Origin of the sequence: Sutcliffiella horikoshii, from assembly GCF_044809035.1 — a bacterium.
In the GTDB taxonomy this organism is placed as follows: Bacteria; Bacillota; Bacilli; order Bacillales; family Bacillaceae_I; genus Sutcliffiella_A; species Sutcliffiella_A horikoshii_G.
The window spans coordinates 3,744,359-3,761,861 of record NZ_CP085237.1 but is presented as its reverse complement, the minus strand read 5'-3'; the positions used below and the strand labels follow the sequence as shown (position 1 = coordinate 3,761,861).

Below are 17,503 nucleotides of genomic sequence, written 5' to 3'. Positions count from 1 at the left end.
TCCATGCGTTCAACATTTCATAGTCTCGAAGTTGCGAGACGTGGTCTGGTTACCCAGCAAACTGCCCTTCAGACGGTCGGTCATAACATCGCCAACGCCAATACACCAGGATATACAAGACAAAGAGTCAATTTTGTCCAGACTGAACCATATCCATCTCCATCCTTAAATCGTCCGCAAATTCCTGGGCAAATTGGGACAGGTGTAGAGGCAGGTAGTATTCAGCGTGTGAGGGAGAGTTTCCTGGATATCCAGTATCGCGGGGAAAATAATAAGCTTGGGTACTGGGAGTCACGAGCGGACTCTCTGCAAAAGATGGAAGAAATTATGAACGAACCATCTGAGACGGGTCTTTCCACCACGTTGGACCGCTTCTGGCAAGCGTTTCAAGACTTGGCGGTTAACCCGACAAATGCAGGTGCCCGTTCCGTTGTAAGACAGCGCGGATTGGCTGTAGCGGAAACGTTTCAATTTTTATCGGATTCTTTATCTTCCGTTCGCGGAGATATCAAAAATGAAATGGATGTTACGTTGAAGCAAGTGAACGCGCTTAGCCAGCAGATTAACAATGTTAATAAGCAGATTGGTGAAATCGAGCCACATGGCTATCTTGCTAATGATCTATATGATGAACTAGACCGCCTTGTGGACGAACTGTCCCAGCTTGTGAACATCAAAACTTCAAGAGTGGGAACTGGCGGAAGCCCCGATGCGCTCGCGGAAGGAAAGCTAACAGTTGATTTGGTGGATGACACTGGTCGCAAAATCGGCAATTTGGTCGATGGTGCGAATCTTCGAGTAAACAGCTTTTCCCTTGAATATCGCGCAGACACGGGACTTGTGGATGGCTTCAAGCTTGGTGATGCAAGCTTTGGGATCGGAAGCATGGAGGCTTCTGGTAAACTTCTCGGCTTGATCGACTCTTATGGTTTTATGCAAGGCAACACGGAAAAGGGACTTTACCCTGATATGCTGAACCATCTTGATACAGTGGCTTTTGAATTTGCGCAAGAAATAAACCGAGTCCATGAATCCGGCTGGAGCATCTCGAGCATGGAAACGGGAGAGCATACAGCGTTCAAATTCTTTGAGTTTCAAAATACAGACATTACTGCTGGAAATAAAAAGAACGCCGCGAAACTTTTAACAGTATCGGCGGATATCGTACAGTCACTGGATAATATCGCTGCATCCGGCTATAACGAAGGAATCGTCACAACTGGAGAATTTCATGGCTATAACGGCGTGGAAAATGTATCTGTCACTGTTCAATCTAGTGTGGATGCTGCTGGTGTTCAGCAGTTTACCTATAAGGTATATGATGCAACCCAGTCCCCGAAAAAGGAACTGAAAACGTCTGGAGATTTTACAAGCCTTCAAGCGCTTGGAGCGACATTGTCCGAGGAATTTATAGATGAGACGGGAAATCCTTCGGTTACTTTTAATCTTGATAAGGTACGTCTGGAAGATGTGTCCAAAGGGAATTTCATCAATGTGGACATCCCAAAAACCGGACAGGTCGGCGGTCGTGTTGGGGACGGAAGCAACGCGGTAGCCTTGGCTGAAGTAAAAGCGCGCTCGCTTCAGTTGAACGGCGTATCTACTACATTCCAAAACTACTATGAAAGTGTGATCGGCGGATTGGCGGTAGACGCACAGGAAGCAAATCGACTTTCTCATAACAGCGAAACGTTACGGTTGTCTGTAGATCAGCGCCGTCAATCGGTAAGCGGTGTATCACTAGATGAAGAGATGACGAGCATGATCCAGTATCAACATGCATACAACGCTTCAGCCAGAATGATCACGTTAACGGACGAACTTTTAGATAAAATAATAAACGGCATGGGAATAGGCGGAAGGTAGGTTAGATAGATGCGAGTTACACAAAGCATGCTGACGCAGAACTCACTGCGTCAATTAAGCACAAGCTATAGCAAAATGGGCAAGTTGATGGAACAGCTCTCTACAGGTAAGAAAATCTCCCGCCCATCCGATGACCCGGTCGTGGCGATGAAGGGGATGTACTACCGTACAAACCTGACGGAGCTTGAACAATACAAGCGAAACCTGAGTGAGTCGTATGCCTGGATGGAAAATTCGGAAGCGGCACTGGACCACGTGCAAAGTGTCATGCACCGTGCTCGCGAATTGGTGGTGCAGGGATCGAATGATACCTATTCACCTGAAGATCGTCAGGCGATGGCAAAAGAAATCGAGCAGCTGAAACACGATTTCGTTCAGGTTGCCAACACACAGGTTGCCGGAAAATACATCTTCAACGGAACAGCGATAGATAAACCCCGAATTACGGATGCGAATGATCCAGCTTCTGTTAGCACAGAAAACTCTCCGTTTGAGGTGGAGGTATCTCGTGGAATCAAGCTTCAGTCCAACATCAATTCGGAAAATGTATTTAACAAGGACATGTTGGAGATCTGGAATGGGCTTCAGTCGGCACTAGAGAAGAGTGATACGGGTGCGTTGAAGGATTTGATGGGGCGTTTTGATAAAGCGGCGGATACTGTTTCGGCGGAGCGTTCGGAGCTTGGTGCCCGTTATAACCGTTTGGAGATGGTGGACAATCGCATTGGATATCAGGAAGTGGTGGCGACACGGATTTTGTCTGATAATGAGGATGCGGATATTGAGAAGGTAATTACGGATTTGACGTCGCAGGAGAGTGTGCATCGTGCTTCGCTTGGTGTGGGTGCGCGTGTGATTCAGCCTTCGTTGTTGGATTTTTTAAGGTAGGGTGAGGAACTGTCTTGGAGGGAGCTGTTTAGGTGGCAGTTGTTTCTGGGGCAGTTTTTTTGTGAAAATATTAGGATATACACTATACAGTTGATTTCCGTTTCAGGCGCTTCGCTTGCCTGCGGGCGGTCCGGGAGCATCCTCACTTCGTTGTGGGGGTCACCCCTGTCCCTTCCTCCCGCGGGCGTCTGCGCGCCTTCCACTTCAATCAACTAGGGATTTGTATTCACCATAAAAGACTTCGAAAACCCATAAATAAAGGAGTGAGAAAGAATGCTATTTCCTCAGATTCGATTACAGTCGACCTTTGCGCAGACGGAGTTGCAGATTCAGAAGCCTGTTCAGCAGATTGAGCAGCCCAAGTCTGAACTTAGTATTGAGCAACCGAAGGCGGAGTTGACGATGCGGCGGACGCCTGGGAGGTTGACGATTGATCAGACGCAGGCGCGGGAGGATATGGATTTGAAGAGTGTAGGGAGAAGGATTGAGGAAGCGGCGCAGCTTGGACGGCAGGACTGGTTGGCTGGTCTTGCACGGGTTGCGCAGGACGGCAATGAAATGATGCGGATTGAACATGGCGGCGGCGCAATTGGACGTCAGGCGAAACGGAATAGTGAAGGTCCCCTGAAGGAATTTAATATTGGCTGGATTCCATCGCATTTTAGTGTGAAAATTGATTATGAGCCTGGCAGGGTGGATATTGATGCGCAAGAACGAAAACCTGTGATTGATGCGAAAATAAACAAGCCGGTACATGATTACACACCAGGTTCCGCACAGGTTAACTTGGCCAATCATCCATCTTTGGAGATTGATTTTGAGAACCTGCGCCATGTGGGCACAGGTGGCTACGAACAAAAAATATAAGGTTGTGAAACGATGAAAATAGAAACGAAGTATCATGGATTGATAGAGATAAGGGGAGAAGAAGTGTTAAGATTTCCGAATGGTATTCCTGGTTTCGTGGACGAGAAGGAGTTCGCGATTATTCCTTTTACGGAAGAAGGAACGTTTTATATTTTGCAGTCGGTCCAGACATCAGAGCTAGGATTTGTGATGACCAATCCATTCACATTCTACCCGGATTATGATTTTAATTTGGAGAATCAAGCAGTGGATACCCTTGAGCTCGATTCCCCTGAAGATGTGACTGTCTATACAGTTTTGACGATGGCGGACCCGTTTAATAAGACAACTGCCAACCTTCAGGCTCCTGTTGTGGTGAACGTGAAAAAGAAACTCGGAAAGCAAGTGATCTTGACAGGCAGCCCTTATCAGACGAAGCATAATTTGTTTTCAGAAATGATAGCAAAATAGAGAGGAGGAGACCGCATGCTAGTATTAACACGCAAAAAAGACGAAACCATCAAAATTGGTGATGACATCGAAATTACTGTCCTTAGCATCAATGGTGACCAGGTAAAACTCGGCATCCAAGCACCAAAGCATATCGAGATACATAGAAAAGAAATCTATCTTTCCATTCAGGAGGAAAATAATGCAGCATCCCACTCCTCTCTTGATCTACTGCAAGCTTTAAGCAACCAACTAAAAAAATAATATAATCAGTAAAAAATTCTCTCCACCCCTATTAACAGTTGTCGAGACAGGTCGATATAAAACATGTAAGCAAATAGAATCAAAAGGCGGCCGACTTTTGACCTATCTGCAAATCTAATACCGATTACACAAGGACGTGAAATCGGCGACAACTCAAGGAGGAAAATTATAATGAGAATTAATCACAATATCGCTGCGTTAAACACGCACCGTCAGTTAGGTTCTGCAACTGCAGGACAAATGAAGTCTATGGAGAAATTGTCTTCTGGTTTACGTATTAACAAAGCTGGGGACGATGCAGCTGGACTAGCTATTTCTGAAAAAATGAGAGCTCAGGTTCGTGGATTGGATCAAGCTTCCCGAAATGCACAAGACGGTAAATAGAAATGCCGCTTTAAGCAGTAATGCTTAAATGATAACTCCGTGAATTCGGTGGAACCCCAAACCAGCTAAGCTATCATGTGGATGGTGGGCAATACCGAGCCAAGCCTAGTGAATCGGAAATAAAGTAACTAGGAAGGTGTGACGGTCAGGTGGTGAGGATCCGTACCAATAACCCACCCAAGAGCGCGGGGCACCCTACAAGGGTGAAGATATGACCTGAACTTTATGGAAACATAAAGAAGCAGAGGATAAAAAGCCACTGCGATAACATAATTGATTTCATTAATCCAAACAGCTGAGGGAGCATTGAATGAGACTCATGACATACTTCAAAGAATTCGTGAATTAGCTGTTCAATCTTCTAATGATACTAATACCGATGATGATCGTGTAGAATTACAAAAAGAAGTTAGTGAATTAATCTCAGAAGCAGATAGAATTGCAAATCAAACAGAATTTAACACAGAAAAACTATTAAATACAACTAGTTCAGGTTCAGGAGTATTTAAATTTCATATTGGTGCCAATAATGGACAAAACATGGAGTTAACGATTAGAGATATGACTGCAAGTGGAACAGTATTAAACCTTAGTGCTGTCGATATTTCTGATCAAGCAGGTGCAGATAGTGCAATAACATCCTTAGATTCAGCAATTAAAGAAGTTTCATCTGAGCGTGCAATGTTAGGTGCGAATCAAAACCGCCTAGAGCACACTATCAACAACCTAAGCACTTCTTCTGAAAACCTAACTGCTGCGGAATCTCGTATCCGTGACGTTGATTATGCTTTAGCTGCTTAAGTAGTAAAAAGCACAGTCGTCCTAACTGGTAACGGTTAGCGATTATTATCGGGTGAATTGCTGGAAACCCATTAGAGCTTTTCTTGCCACAACGTAGTTGTAAACGACAGGCGTGATGGTCCAAAAAAAGAAAAGATTTGGCAATCAGCAGCCAAGCTCCTGTTCCGAAAGGATGGAGAAGGTTCAACGACTAGGATAAACCATCTAAGGCGAAAGCTATGGTGATGAAATCCATAGGTGAAACAGTGTTCATCAGCACTGTAAATCCGAAGTGCCCGGCCCCTACAAATATGTTAGGGTGAAGATATAGTCTAGTCATTTATGAAAGTAAATGTTCGCACGATGGCGAAAGAAATGATGGAGCAAACTAAGAATTCTATTCTTGCACAAGCATCACAAGCAATGTTGGCTCAAGCGAACCAACAACCACAAGGAGTTTTACAACTTCTTCGTTAATTATAACAAGAAAAAGCCTGGATTTTCCGGGCTTTTTCCTTTGTTTGAAAATAGAACATGCGTTCCTTTTTAAGGTATGATAGTACTGTAGGAGGTGATTGGATTGGATATATTAGATACCTTTCGTTCTATGCCATTAGAAAAATTAATGGAACAATAAGTAGTTAAGCTTTATATAGAAGTGCTTAAAGGAGAAAGGAAATCGTTTCCTAAAGGTACATTAGAAAATAAAGAAAACATAATTTTTATTTTCAGATATGCAGTTGAGGGAGTCCTAAAATTGAAGCGTGAACAAATACCTTTATTAACTATTAAATCATTTAAGGATTATAAGCTATTTGGACTTTTAAATCATTACCGATCTATCCCAAAATTAATTAAGTTTGTGTATAAAGATTGCTTTATTGAGACCGATTTCCAAAGAGTTACAAAAGGATATTGGGCTGACACAAATAATATAAAACGGTATTTTGAACAATGCCTTCAGAACCATGGTTATACTTTCCAAGATATTCCTCAGGTAGCAAAAGTGGAAACTCTAGTGAGTTGGGGATTTTCTAATCCATTAAAAAGATATGGCCATTCACCCAATCGTTTAATGAATGCTTTATACCCTGATAAATTTAATGTCTCTGATTTCGAGAGCGTTCCTCAAAGGTACTGGAACAATCCTAATCATGCTCGAAAAAGAGTTATGGAGATCGTTAATGAAGAAAATATTAACTTTGACCAACTACCAATTATAGTCACTCAAGAGCTGTTAATTAAGTATGGATTGTCCGCTCTATTAAAAAAACATAAAGGCTCACCCTCTCAATTATTATTATCCCTCTTTCCATTAGATTTCACCTTGGATCAATTCCGTAAAGCCAATAGATATTGGAAAAACATCCAAAATGTAAGAACTACTATCGACTCTCTACTTAAAGAACACAATATCCCTCATCATGATATACCAAAATACTTCACTAAATCATTCTTCCAAGAACAAGGTCTCTATGGGCTCATCCAAGAATATAACGCTTCACCAATTGAACTCGTTAACGCATTATACCCTAGTCAATTTGAAATAACGGAATTCCAGCGGGTCCCTAAAAGGTATTGGTATAGTAAGGAAAATAGAATTCAAGCTTTACGTTCCTTTTGTCAAAAGAGAAGCATGCCACGTGATGACCTTCCCACTCTAAATAGGTCATACTTTAGAAAGGTTCTCCCAAGGTTTATAAGTTTGGTAGATCGGCGATAGCAAATTCCACCTTTGATTACGGAAGCCTTTCCGGAATATACATTCTCTCCTGAAGAACAAATTGTTAGTAGAGTCGACGGTCAACTCTGTAATTCCATGGAAGAGTTGCAAATTCACAATTTCTAGTGTGATTGGTTGGAGGATGCAGAAATTACAAGAGAAAAGATAAAATTTATTAACCCAATAAGTAATGATTGCTATTAGCCAGATTGGATAATTAATCTAGGACAACAAACCATTATTGTAGAATATTTCGGGTTATATGGGTTATATCATAGCAATAAATACAAAGGTTACAAAGAAAAGGCTGATAGAAAAATAGCTTTCTATAGAAATCTAGATGGATACGCATTTTTGCCCATACTACCGGAAGACTTTAAAAACATTGGATTTGAGGAAATCAAGAATAAATTTGATTCTATTCTTTAACATTAGAACTATTATCCGATATTACTACTAGAGTATAATTTCCACGGAGGGGACCCGTATGCAAATTTCGCCAATTGGAGGCGGCACCATAGATCCCACAACTAGAGTACAAACTCAAGGTGCAGTTTCAACTAAAATAGATGTATCAATTAAGGAAACGAAGCAGGCTCATCCTGAACAGAGCAGACGTCAGATGGAGACAATCGTTGACGGCATGAATGATTTTATGAAGCCGATGAATGTGTCTGTAAGGTTTGAGTTGCATGATGAACTGAATGAGTATTATGTGACGGTGGTGGATGCTGCCACTGATCAGGTTATAAGGGAGATTCCTTCCAAAAAGTTTTTAGATATGTATGCGGCGATGACCGAGTATATGGGGTTGTTCGTTGATAAAAAGATTTAGGTGGTGAAGGATATGCGCTTAACTGGATTTCAGAGTGGGTTGGATATAAATCAGATGGTTAGTGACTTGATGAAGGCCCAGCGTATGCCAATGAATAAATTGACTCAGCAAAAGCAGTTGTTGGAGTGGAAGCGGGATGACTACCGCGAGACGAATAGATTGTTAAACGATTTTCGTAATCTTTCTTTTGATATGACATTGCAGCGGACCTACTCGCAAAAACAGGTAACTTCTACAAATGATAAGGTTTCGGCTACAGCTACTACATCTGCAGCGAATGTTTCCTATACAATTAAGGATGCTCAGGTAGCAACAGTGGCCACAAATAGTTCTACCACTTCCATGATGGAGGGTACAAACAAGCTTGATACCACAAAAAGCTTATGGGAACAAAGGGGAGAAATTGCAAATTATGATTTGCTCCCGCCAATCGTTCCTGCCACTACTATAACTGGAGCTACAGATCGAATTCAGGTTGGGACTGGACTTGACCGAGACGATATGTCTTTAGTTAAAGTGAAAAATAGTGCAGATGAAATAATTACCTATACAATGGTGGACGGTGCAGACAAGTTTGAAGCCGGAAAAAATCAAGCATATTACAATGAAACGACAGGCGAGATCGTTTTTAATAACACTTTGGATGATGGAGCTGTCGTGGAAGTACCTGCTAATTTTCGTTTTGCCATCACGACCTACAACCAGGCAGGGGAAGCGCAGGATATTGAGTTTAATTTTCATGCAGACACTACGATGGACGAAATGGTTTCCAAAATAAACGGCTCCTCCCTTGGGCTTACCGCTTTTTATGATGAGCATAATGGTGGTTTAGTACTAAGCAAAAGGGAAGCCGGTAATTTCAACGGTACTGGTAATGAAATAGAGTTTCAAGGGACATTTTTAACAGGTGTAATGAATCTTGATCAAAGCAGAGAGAACGGTGGCACGGCTGCATCTGTTACGATTAACGGGGTCACTACTCAACGTAATACTAATACTTTCACCATTAACGGTGTAACCTTTAATCTCAAAGAAAATATGGCACCAGGTGAGTCGGCGACCATCAACGTGGCGAATGATACAGATAAGACCTTCAATGCAATAAAGGATTATATAACGAAATACAATGAACTAATTGAAAAAATTAATGGAAAGACAGGTGAGCCTGTCTATCGTGATTATAAGCCGTTATCAGATGAAGAAAAAGAAGCCTTGTCGGAAAAACAGATTGAACAATGGGAAGAAAAAGCAAGAAGCGGACTGTTGCGAAATGATTCTATCCTAACTTCTGGTTTAGGTAAAATGAGATCGGTCATGTATGAATCCATTTCGGGCTTAAGTGGACAATATGATCAACTAGCACAACTCGGGATAACTACCAGCGCAAATTATCGTGATAAAGGGAAACTTCTTATCGATGAAGATAAACTAAGAGCGGCAATTGCAAATGACCCGAATTCAGTAATGCAGATGTTCACTTCAAATGGTGAAAATGGAACAGGACTTGGGATAGCAAGGAAGTTGCGTGAAGTTGCAGGATCGACCATAACCTCAATCGAAGCACGCGCCGGAAACGCAACCCGTACCGCGCAGCAATTCACCATCGGACGTGAACTATTAAACGTTGATCAGCGTATCTCTGCTTTCGAACGCCGCATGCAAACCGTAGAGGACCGTTACTGGCGCCAATTTACCGCAATGGAAAAAGCTATCGGACAATCAAACCAACAATCCACGCAATTAATGAGTCAATTTTTCAGTGGCTGATAACAAGGAGTGAACAACCATGGCTATGAAGAACCCTTACCAAGCTTACCAGCAAAATTCCGTCAACACCGCTACGCCTGGTGAGTTGACGTTGATGCTTTATAATGGGGCTATCAAGTTTATGAAGCTTGCCAAAAAGGGAATGGAAGATAAGGATATTGAGATGAAGAACACGAACCTGATCAAAGCGCAGAAAATTGTTCAGGAATTGATGGTGACATTGGATACAAGTCATGATGTCGGAAAGTCGATGATGACGATGTATGATTATATGAACCGACGTCTGATTGATGCTAACCTGAAGAATGATTCTTCCATTGTGGATGAAGTGGAAGGCCTTATGATGGAGTTCTGTGATGCTTGGAAGCAAGTTATTCAGGCAACCCGCCAGCAGGCTTTTGTTCAAGGTGGACAGGCGTAATGAACGTCGTTGAAAACCTGGATAAAGTCACTACGCATCTTTTGGCGCTACTGGATGGGCCTTTACCCGTCGAAGAAAGCCGGGACGCTTTCTTGGAAGAGATCGATAAGGTGTTGCAAATCAGAGATTCCTTGTTAGAGCGTCTTGCTCCACCTTTTTCGGAGGCAGAGATGGCACTCGGTAAAAAGGTGGCCCTTGCCAGCCAGGAAGTAACGCCGAAGCTTGAAAGTTTTCATAAACAGTTAAAGCAGGAGTGGGCCCAGATTCAGCAGTCCAAAAAGACTGCGAAGGCATATGGACAAGCATATCGGTCTCCGACAGCAGATGGAATGTATTATGACAAAAGAAACTAGGTGTACAGGATGGCTGATTTGACAGAAGGTGAATTTTACTTATTAAAGAAATATAATGCCCTGCTTGAGACAGTAGAAGAAGCTTTCGACTATTTGAGTGACGGAAATCAAAACGCCTCGGCACCTGTAACTCGCCAAGTCGTGCTGGACAGCTACGAGGCTATCGGTAAAATTGCAGAAGCGCACGTGAACCTCGTCCTTCTTTTTGAAAAAAACGAAGAGGCCCGCCAAGTCATTGCCCAATTTGGCGATCTTGTAGATGAACTCGAACAAATCGGCCATTTCGAACAAAACACCACACCAGAAAAAGAAGCACTGCAAACCTATATCAAACCAGCATACGAAAACTGGAAAACCCAAATGCAACACCACATCCTCCCCCACATCGCCCACTAACTCTCTAAAAACTTGGAGGGTTTTTGTTTTGTAGTTTGTTATAAAATTAAATGAAAGTTTTCTTATCTCCCCGCATATACTTGTTTCACCCCACAAAAACAAGCCAAACACACCCCTTCACAAATTCTTAATAATTCTTTTACGTTTAGGCAGGAATTCTGTTGGGTATTGTAGAAATATGTTTACATAAGCTTAATGCAAGCTTAACCTTTCTCCATTAAGAAAGGGAACGTAGGCAGATTGTTTGGATGCAAGGAAAATCCAAACAGGAACAAAAGGAGGAGTTCGTTTATGAAGTACAACGTACGCGGTGAAAACATTGAGGTAACTCCAGCAATCCGAGATTATGTAGAAAATAAGATCGGAAAGATTGAACGCTATTTTGATTCCACAGACAATGCAGAATGCAAAGTGAATCTGAAAGTCTACAACAACCAACAAAAAATTGAAGTGACCATTCCTATGACAGGCCTAGTGTTACGTGCAGAAGAAAGTCACGATGATCTCTATGCAGCGATAGACCTTGTCGTAGATAAACTAGAGCGACAAATTAGAAAGCATAAAACAAAGGTCAACCGTAAACTTCGTGATACAGGTTCACCTAAATACTTATTTAACGAAGTGATTGATAACGGAGCTCCAGCCCATGTGACAGTGGAGGATGAGGAGGACGAAGCAGACTTGGTTCGTACGAAGCGTTACAACTTGAAGCCGATGGACAGCGAAGAAGCGATTCTTCAAATGAACTTGCTCGGCCATAACTTCTTTGTATTCTTAAACGCTGCGACCAATGAAACGAATGTGGTGTATAAGCGAAATGATGGGAAATATGGATTGATTGAATCCTATTAATAAGTAAATACGTTAAGTGAAAGGGGTCCTATACGGGCCTCTTTTTTTGTCGTAATTTCTCGGGAAATGATGCAGGTATTTGTCGGAAAATATCCATTTGTCACTTCCCCTTTGTGATAAGATATATTTGATGGATATTGGAGGATATTGGTTCTATTGGAAATGGAGTGAGAAAAATGTTATTGAGAAAATTAGTATCTGCATTGTTTTCAAGTATTATTTTATCAATAGGTTTATTGCTTACGAGCTCTTGGAATTCAGGAGAAATAGGGTATATTTTACTTGTTCTGATTTTTGCCTTAATCGGAAACTACATTTATGGTGTGCCAGTTTCCTTTCTATCAGAACTTCTTACTAAAAGTCTAAATAAGAGCAGGGTGTATGTTGCAGGTTTTCTCTATATATTTTTTGGTTACATAACAGTGCTCGTGATAGAAGGGCTTGCAATCTTTTCTATTATATGTGCTGTATTGTTCTATTTTATTGATGAGGGCATCAAGGTTGTCAGGGATACACCAAAGGATAAAACGAAAAAGCTTCAATTCTTGAGATTACTAGTTGTCATTCCGTTCGCTGCATTGGCGATATGGGGTGTGAATGTTCAAATAATTACTACAAGTAGTGATGAGGAGACGAATACCATTTATTTAATTCCTGAGGGGTATGAGGGTTCGATAGTTGTTTTATATAATGGGCAAAATGAAGAAAGTGTAGCAAAAGAAGAAGAGTTCTTTGTCATTCCTTTAAGTGTGGAGGAACTTCCCACTTTAAAAGGTTCAGGTATAGAGGAGTATGCCATTTTCCAGACATCTAGTAAATGGAGAGCGGGATTGGTAACGGATAAATATTTCTATGTAGATGAATCAGGAAACAGGTCGGAAATTGAATCGTCCTGCATTCATCATGGTCCTGGCAGCAGTTCGAGTATGGGAGTGGAATATGAAACCTTGCAAGTAACAAATTCGAGCTGCGGTGAGGATTTCCGGATGTCTGGAAAGGAGCGGTATGACGCGCAGACGAGGGAAGTGTTGAAGTATTGGGGATATTATTAGGTAAAAGAAAAAAGCACTGCGCGTTTGCAGTGCTTTTTTGCGTTAATCTATTAGTCACGTAGCAATTGATCTACTACAAATTCAGGTACAGAAGCTTCTCCGCCCAAAATGGTAAAGTTGTTGATGTTGTACTTTTCTACAGCCTTCATCGTCGCCTCAGGAGCTTCGTCTGGGTTAACCAATAGAAGTGGAGAACCGTAGTAACCTGCAAGCACAGAGCCTGTTAAAGCATCTGCAAATCCTCTGCCGTTAGCAACAAAAACATGCATAGGTTCCATTGCTAACACATCGATAACTTTTGCTGCCGTTTCGTAACGGTTTGCACCGGAGATACGAGTGTGGTTCGGGAATTCTTTTTCAAGGGATTTGCCGATTGCAGCGTGTCCACCAATGACAAGTGTTTCAGAAGCTTTGCTTAATACTGCTTTTGTAGAAGCAGGTACTTTATCTGGAGCTACTAAAAGTATAGGTAATTCATTCATCGCTGCATATGGTGCGATGGATAAAGCATCTGGGAAGTTCTTCCCGCTAACTACTACCACTTCATCATGCTGGGATCCTAAACGGTCAGCAATCTTTTTAGCTGTTTCGTAACGGTCCGTACCGCTGATTCTATCAATTTTGATGCCTAGTCCTTTAAGTTGGTTTTCTACTTTTTCAGAAACTGCAGCTTTTCCGCCAAGAATGACAACTTTTTTAGCGCCTAAACGAAGGATTTCTTCTTTTGTAGCTGCATGTAATGTTTCAGGACGAGTTAATAAGATTGGTGCATCCATCGCATAAGCCAAAGGACCGCCGGCAAGTGCGTCAGGGAAGTTCAATCCGTTTGCAAGTACAACTGTATCTGCTTCAAACCAGCCGGACATGGAAATCTCTACAGCTGTTTCAAATCTAGATGGACCGGAAATTCGGTCTGCAAATTTAGAACCGTCATGAATGATCATTAAATCTTCATTTTTTTCAAGTTGTTTAATTAATTCTAGTGATTTATCGTTTAATGGATTTTCAAATAAGAAAACCATACCTTCTTTCATATCTTTTAATGGAGTGATATCCGTGATATTGTTTCCGGAAAGGTCCAACATACCGGAAGTCCATCCTTTAAAGGCGGAGATGTCTGAAATGTTATTGTATCCAAGCGATAAGAAAGTCTCTTTCAATCCACTAAGTGGTTTCACGTTTTGAATATTATTTCCGGAAAGCTCCAAGTGTTGGATTTGCTTTAAGTTTGTAAATGGTGTTAAGTCAGATATATTGTTGTTGTCTAGAAGAACGAACTCAAGGTTTGTACCGTAAGTCTCTAAACCTACTAAACTACTAATTCCATATTCAGAGCCGTATAGCTCAATGAAATCTGCGAAACTGTCCTCAGTTAGCTTGTCCACTTCAAGGCTGTCTTTTACTGCTTGTTCAAGATTAGTATCTTGGAAGAAGGAGTTAGAGGCATTAGCAACAGGAGCGGCAAGTGATGATACTACAAAAATAAAGGCTAGGGCAACGACAAAAAATTTACTTTTTAACACGCTTTGTTCCTCCGATTTTGTCAAATATTTTGGTGTGACAGAATGATTATAGTTCCATCTTACTAAAAATGGAATAGCCAATAGCGAAAAATATATTTGTTCTTTCGACAGAATTCCACTTGACATATTTCGATAAAAGGAAACCGTTGTGGCAATTCCGGTAATAAGTTGTACCGCCCCCCAATAAGTGTTAAAATTTATATATTATTTAGGCTATAAGACTATAGTTACAGAGGAGCGTTTGTATGCTTGGTTTATTAAATAAAGTGTTTGATATGAATAAGCGTCAATTAAAGCGTCTGGAAAAAATGGCGGATCAGATAGATTCCCTTAGCGCCGATGTGGCAAGACTTACGGATGAACAGTTAAAAGAGAAAACGGCTGAATTTCAAGGTCGTTATCAAAAAGGCGAGAAGCTTGAGGACATGCTGGTAGAAGCGTTCGCGGTTGTTCGTGAAGCGTCTAAGCGAGTACTCGGACTATATCCTTATAAAGTACAGCTTATGGGTGGTGTTTCCTTGCATGAAGGAAACATTTCCGAGATGAAAACAGGGGAAGGTAAAACGTTGACGGCAACGATGCCTGTTTACCTGAATGCAATCACTGGAAAAGGCGTTCACGTTGTTACAGTCAATGAATACTTGGCAAGCCGTGATGCGACAGAAATGGGTCAGCTTTATGCGTTCCTTGGATTAACTGTTGGCTTGAACCTAAACGGATTGTCCCGCGATGAAAAGATTGAAGCGTACAAAGCGGATATCACTTATGGTACAAACAATGAGTTTGGATTCGATTATCTGCGTGACAACATGGTGTTGTACAAAGAGCAGATGGTGCAGCGTCCCCTTCATTTTGCGGTAATCGATGAAGTTGACTCCATTTTGATCGATGAAGCGCGTACACCGTTGATTATTTCAGGTAGTGCCCAGAAGTCTGCCGCATTGTACATCCAAGCAAATGCATTTGCTCGTACATTAGTGAAAGATGTGGATTACACGTATGATGTGAAAACTAAAGGTGTTCAATTAACAGAGGACGGCATTACGAAGTCCGAGAAGGCTTTCGGCATCGAGAATCTGTTTGATGTCGGCAATGTTACGTTGAACCATCATATCAACCAGGCTTTAAAAGCGCATGTCACGATGCATCATGATGTGGATTATGTGGTGCAGGAAGGCGAGGTTGTCATCGTTGACCAATTCACAGGTCGTCTGATGAAAGGCCGCCGCTATTCTGATGGACTTCACCAAGCGATTGAGGCAAAAGAAGGTTTGGATATCCAAAACGAAAGCATGACACTTGCTACCGTTACATTCCAGAACTACTTCCGTATGTACGAAAAGCTTGCCGGGATGACTGGTACGGCGAAAACAGAGGAAGAAGAGTTCCGCAACATCTATAATATGAACGTTATTGCGATACCAACGAACAAAGACATCGTACGTGATGACCGTGCCGACCTTATTTTCAAATCAATTGAAGGTAAGTTCAATGCGGTGGCGGACGATATCGCTGAGCGTCATAAAAATGGGCAACCTGTTCTTGTAGGTACGGTTGCCATTGAAACGTCTGAAGTTATCTCTAGACTTTTAGCGAAGCGCGGCATCAAGCATGATGTATTGAATGCGAAAAACCATGCGCGTGAAGCGGATATTATCCTTGGAGCAGGTCAAAAAGGTTCTGTTACGATCGCAACGAACATGGCTGGTCGTGGTACGGACATTAAGCTTGGCGAAGGTGTGAAAGAAGTAGGCGGTCTTGCTGTTATCGGTACAGAGCGTCATGAATCCCGCCGTATTGATAATCAGCTTCGTGGACGTTCTGGTCGTCAAGGAGACCCTGGTGTGACACAATTCTATCTTTCCATGGAAGATGAATTGATGCGCCGTTTCGGTTCTGACAATATGAAGACGATGATGGAGCGTTTGGGTATGGATGATACGCAGCCGATCCAAAGTAAAATGGTTTCTCGTGCAGTAGAATCAGCTCAGAAACGTGTCGAGGGTAACAACTTTGATGCTCGTAAACAGCTTCTACAATATGACGATGTTCTTCGTCAGCAGCGTGAGGTTATTTACAAGCAACGTTTTGAAGTGTTGGATTCCGAGAACCTTCGTGAAGTCGTGGAAAGAATGCTTGTTTCCGCCATCGAGCGTCAAGTAGGTCTTTATACACCAAAAGAAGAAGTTCCAGAGGATTGGAACCTGCAAGGAATCGTTGATTATGTAGATGCAAACCTTCTAGAAGAAGGAGCAGTTACGCTAAACGATCTTCGCGGCAAAGAGCCAGAAGAAATGTCCGAGCTTATCGTCGAAAAAGTGAAAGCGCGCTATGACGAGAAGGAACAGGAGCTTACTCCAGAGCAAATGCGTGAGTTCGAGAAAGTTATCGTTCTTCGTGCAGTGGACAGTAAATGGATGGATCACATTGATGCAATGGATCAATTGCGCCAAGGTATCCACCTTCGTGCATACGGTCAGATCGATCCGCTTCGTGAGTATCAGTTCGAAGGATTTGCGATGTTTGAAAACATGATTGCTTCCATTGAAGAAGATGTTGCAAAGTATATCATGAAGGCACAAATCCGTAACAACCTGCAGCGTGAAGAAGTAGCAAAAGGCCAAGCGGTTATTCCGAAAGAGGGCGGCGGAGAACCTCCAAAGAAAAAGCCAGTGAAAAAAGTAATGGACGTTGGCCGCAATGATGCTTGCATCTGCGGAAGCGGTAAAAAATATAAAAACTGCTGTGGGAATTAATGGTAGTTTGTGAAGAGTGGGGCTTAATTGGCCTCACTTTTTCCATGTTCATTGAACACTTAGACATTTTCTGAAATAGTTCTTTTTAAACCAACGTTTGAATAATGGGAAATGGAAACGTAGGAATCCCAAGGGGTTCAGCCGTTCTATTTGGGATTAACTTTTGAAGAAGCTATTGTGGGATAAGGTGCTAAATGATGGTTTTGAAGTGTTTTTCCTACTTTAAAATAGTTCTTTTTAAACCAACGTTTGAATAACCGAAAATAGGAAATGAGGCCTCCCAAGGGGTCCAGAGGTTGTGTTTTGGATTAACTTTTGAAAAAGCTATCTTAGGAAAGGAAAAGGCC

16 protein-coding genes and 2 pseudogenes are annotated in these 17,503 nt (G+C 42.0%); 17 read left to right on the top strand and 1 reads right to left on the bottom strand.

Translation table 11 applies throughout. From position 1 onward, the window contains the following. Positions 1-3: 3 nt before the first annotated feature. From flgK to LG307_RS19460, 16 genes and pseudogenes are all read left to right on the top strand, one after another. Entirely contained in the window at positions 4-1,866 is a 1,863-nt protein-coding gene (flgK, locus tag LG307_RS19535; RefSeq protein WP_404445494.1) for a flagellar hook-associated protein FlgK, read from the top strand. A 9-nt stretch (positions 1,867-1,875) separates the two neighbouring features. Further along, on the top strand, positions 1,876-2,754 hold the full coding sequence (flgL, locus tag LG307_RS19530; RefSeq protein ID WP_404445492.1) for a flagellar hook-associated protein FlgL: 879 nt from the start codon (positions 1,876-1,878) through the stop codon (positions 2,752-2,754). A gap of 273 nt (positions 2,755-3,027) precedes the next feature. Continuing rightward, on the top strand, positions 3,028-3,621 hold the full coding sequence (locus tag LG307_RS19525) for a DUF6470 family protein (RefSeq protein WP_404445490.1): 594 nt from the start codon (positions 3,028-3,030) through the stop codon (positions 3,619-3,621). Between the two features lie 12 nt (positions 3,622-3,633). Next, the gene (fliW, locus tag LG307_RS19520; RefSeq protein ID WP_404445488.1) at positions 3,634-4,071 is read left to right on the top strand and encodes a flagellar assembly protein FliW; all 438 of its coding nucleotides are present in this window, start codon (positions 3,634-3,636) and stop codon (positions 4,069-4,071) included. 15 nt (positions 4,072-4,086) lie between these two features. Beyond that, entirely contained in the window at positions 4,087-4,314 is a 228-nt protein-coding gene (gene csrA / locus LG307_RS19515; protein ID WP_404445486.1) for a carbon storage regulator CsrA, read from the top strand. A gap of 171 nt (positions 4,315-4,485) precedes the next feature. Beyond that, positions 4,486-4,689: pseudogene (locus LG307_RS19510) on the top strand (flagellin B); the annotation flags it as partial. 285 nt (positions 4,690-4,974) lie between these two features. Continuing rightward, positions 4,975-5,499, top strand: a pseudogene (locus tag LG307_RS19505) (flagellin); the annotation flags it as partial. 321 nt (positions 5,500-5,820) lie between these two features. Beyond that, positions 5,821-5,955, top strand: a complete 135-nt coding sequence (locus LG307_RS19500) for a flagellin (RefSeq protein ID WP_064097876.1) — start codon at positions 5,821-5,823, stop codon at positions 5,953-5,955. A 280-nt stretch (positions 5,956-6,235) separates the two neighbouring features. After that, complete coding sequence (locus LG307_RS19495) at positions 6,236-7,201, top strand: hypothetical protein (protein WP_404445483.1); 966 nt, start codon at positions 6,236-6,238, stop codon at positions 7,199-7,201. A 487-nt stretch (positions 7,202-7,688) separates the two neighbouring features. Continuing rightward, positions 7,689-8,036 carry a flagellar protein FlaG gene (flaG, locus tag LG307_RS19490; RefSeq protein WP_404445481.1) on the top strand — a complete coding sequence of 116 codons (348 nt, stop codon included), beginning with the start codon at positions 7,689-7,691 and terminating at the stop codon, positions 8,034-8,036. A 12-nt stretch (positions 8,037-8,048) separates the two neighbouring features. Continuing rightward, entirely contained in the window at positions 8,049-9,803 is a 1,755-nt protein-coding gene (gene fliD, locus LG307_RS19485; RefSeq protein WP_404445479.1) for a flagellar filament capping protein FliD, read from the top strand. A gap of 19 nt (positions 9,804-9,822) precedes the next feature. Beyond that, a complete protein-coding gene (fliS, locus tag LG307_RS19480) occupies positions 9,823-10,224 on the top strand; it encodes a flagellar export chaperone FliS (RefSeq protein WP_404445477.1) in 402 nt (133 codons plus the stop codon). Next, positions 10,224-10,577, top strand: coding sequence for a hypothetical protein (locus LG307_RS19475; protein ID WP_404445474.1), 354 nt, complete (start codon positions 10,224-10,226; stop codon positions 10,575-10,577). Before fliS ends, LG307_RS19475 begins: the two co-directional genes overlap by 1 nt. Before the next feature lie 9 nt (positions 10,578-10,586). Continuing rightward, on the top strand, positions 10,587-10,973 hold the full coding sequence (locus LG307_RS19470; protein WP_404445472.1) for a hypothetical protein: 387 nt from the start codon (positions 10,587-10,589) through the stop codon (positions 10,971-10,973). Positions 10,974-11,264: 291 nt separating this feature from the next. Next, the gene (gene hpf / locus LG307_RS19465; protein ID WP_404445470.1) at positions 11,265-11,825 is read left to right on the top strand and encodes a ribosome hibernation-promoting factor, HPF/YfiA family; all 561 of its coding nucleotides are present in this window, start codon (positions 11,265-11,267) and stop codon (positions 11,823-11,825) included. Between the two features lie 176 nt (positions 11,826-12,001). Next, complete coding sequence (locus LG307_RS19460) at positions 12,002-12,877, top strand: DUF6843 domain-containing protein (protein WP_404445467.1); 876 nt, start codon at positions 12,002-12,004, stop codon at positions 12,875-12,877. A gap of 50 nt (positions 12,878-12,927) precedes the next feature. Here the strand turns inward: LG307_RS19460 and LG307_RS19455 are convergent, their stop codons facing one another. Next, positions 12,928-14,400 (bottom strand): cell wall-binding repeat-containing protein, encoded by a 1,473-nt coding sequence (locus tag LG307_RS19455; protein ID WP_404445465.1) that lies wholly within the window; start codon positions 14,398-14,400, stop codon positions 12,928-12,930. A 245-nt stretch (positions 14,401-14,645) separates the two neighbouring features. Here LG307_RS19455 and secA point away from each other — a divergent pair, with 245 nt between their 5' ends. Continuing rightward, a complete protein-coding gene (gene secA, locus LG307_RS19450) occupies positions 14,646-17,156 on the top strand; it encodes a preprotein translocase subunit SecA (protein ID WP_404445463.1) in 2,511 nt (836 codons plus the stop codon). Positions 17,157-17,503 lie beyond the last annotated feature (347 nt).

What these genes read in the sequence shown, in the direction of transcription:
- secA (WP_404445463.1), top strand. Translation starts at nt 14,646, where the DNA reads ATGCTTGGTTTATTAAATAAAGTGTTTGATATGAATAAGCGTCAATTA.
- hpf (WP_404445470.1), top strand. Translation starts at nt 11,265, where the DNA reads ATGAAGTACAACGTACGCGGTGAAAACATTGAGGTAACTCCAGCAATC.
- LG307_RS19460 (WP_404445467.1), top strand. Translation starts at nt 12,002, where the DNA reads ATGTTATTGAGAAAATTAGTATCTGCATTGTTTTCAAGTATTATTTTA.
- fliW (WP_404445488.1), top strand. Translation starts at nt 3,634, where the DNA reads ATGAAAATAGAAACGAAGTATCATGGATTGATAGAGATAAGGGGAGAA.
- LG307_RS19525 (WP_404445490.1), top strand. Translation starts at nt 3,028, where the DNA reads ATGCTATTTCCTCAGATTCGATTACAGTCGACCTTTGCGCAGACGGAG.
- flgK (WP_404445494.1), top strand. Translation starts at nt 4, where the DNA reads ATGCGTTCAACATTTCATAGTCTCGAAGTTGCGAGACGTGGTCTGGTT.
- csrA (WP_404445486.1), top strand. Translation starts at nt 4,087, where the DNA reads ATGCTAGTATTAACACGCAAAAAAGACGAAACCATCAAAATTGGTGAT.
- flaG (WP_404445481.1), top strand. Translation starts at nt 7,689, where the DNA reads ATGCAAATTTCGCCAATTGGAGGCGGCACCATAGATCCCACAACTAGA.
- LG307_RS19470 (WP_404445472.1), top strand. Translation starts at nt 10,587, where the DNA reads ATGGCTGATTTGACAGAAGGTGAATTTTACTTATTAAAGAAATATAAT.
- LG307_RS19475 (WP_404445474.1), top strand. Translation starts at nt 10,224, where the DNA reads ATGAACGTCGTTGAAAACCTGGATAAAGTCACTACGCATCTTTTGGCG.
- LG307_RS19500 (WP_064097876.1), top strand. Translation starts at nt 5,821, where the DNA reads ATGAAAGTAAATGTTCGCACGATGGCGAAAGAAATGATGGAGCAAACT.
- fliS (WP_404445477.1), top strand. Translation starts at nt 9,823, where the DNA reads ATGGCTATGAAGAACCCTTACCAAGCTTACCAGCAAAATTCCGTCAAC.
- fliD (WP_404445479.1), top strand. Translation starts at nt 8,049, where the DNA reads ATGCGCTTAACTGGATTTCAGAGTGGGTTGGATATAAATCAGATGGTT.
- flgL (WP_404445492.1), top strand. Translation starts at nt 1,876, where the DNA reads ATGCGAGTTACACAAAGCATGCTGACGCAGAACTCACTGCGTCAATTA.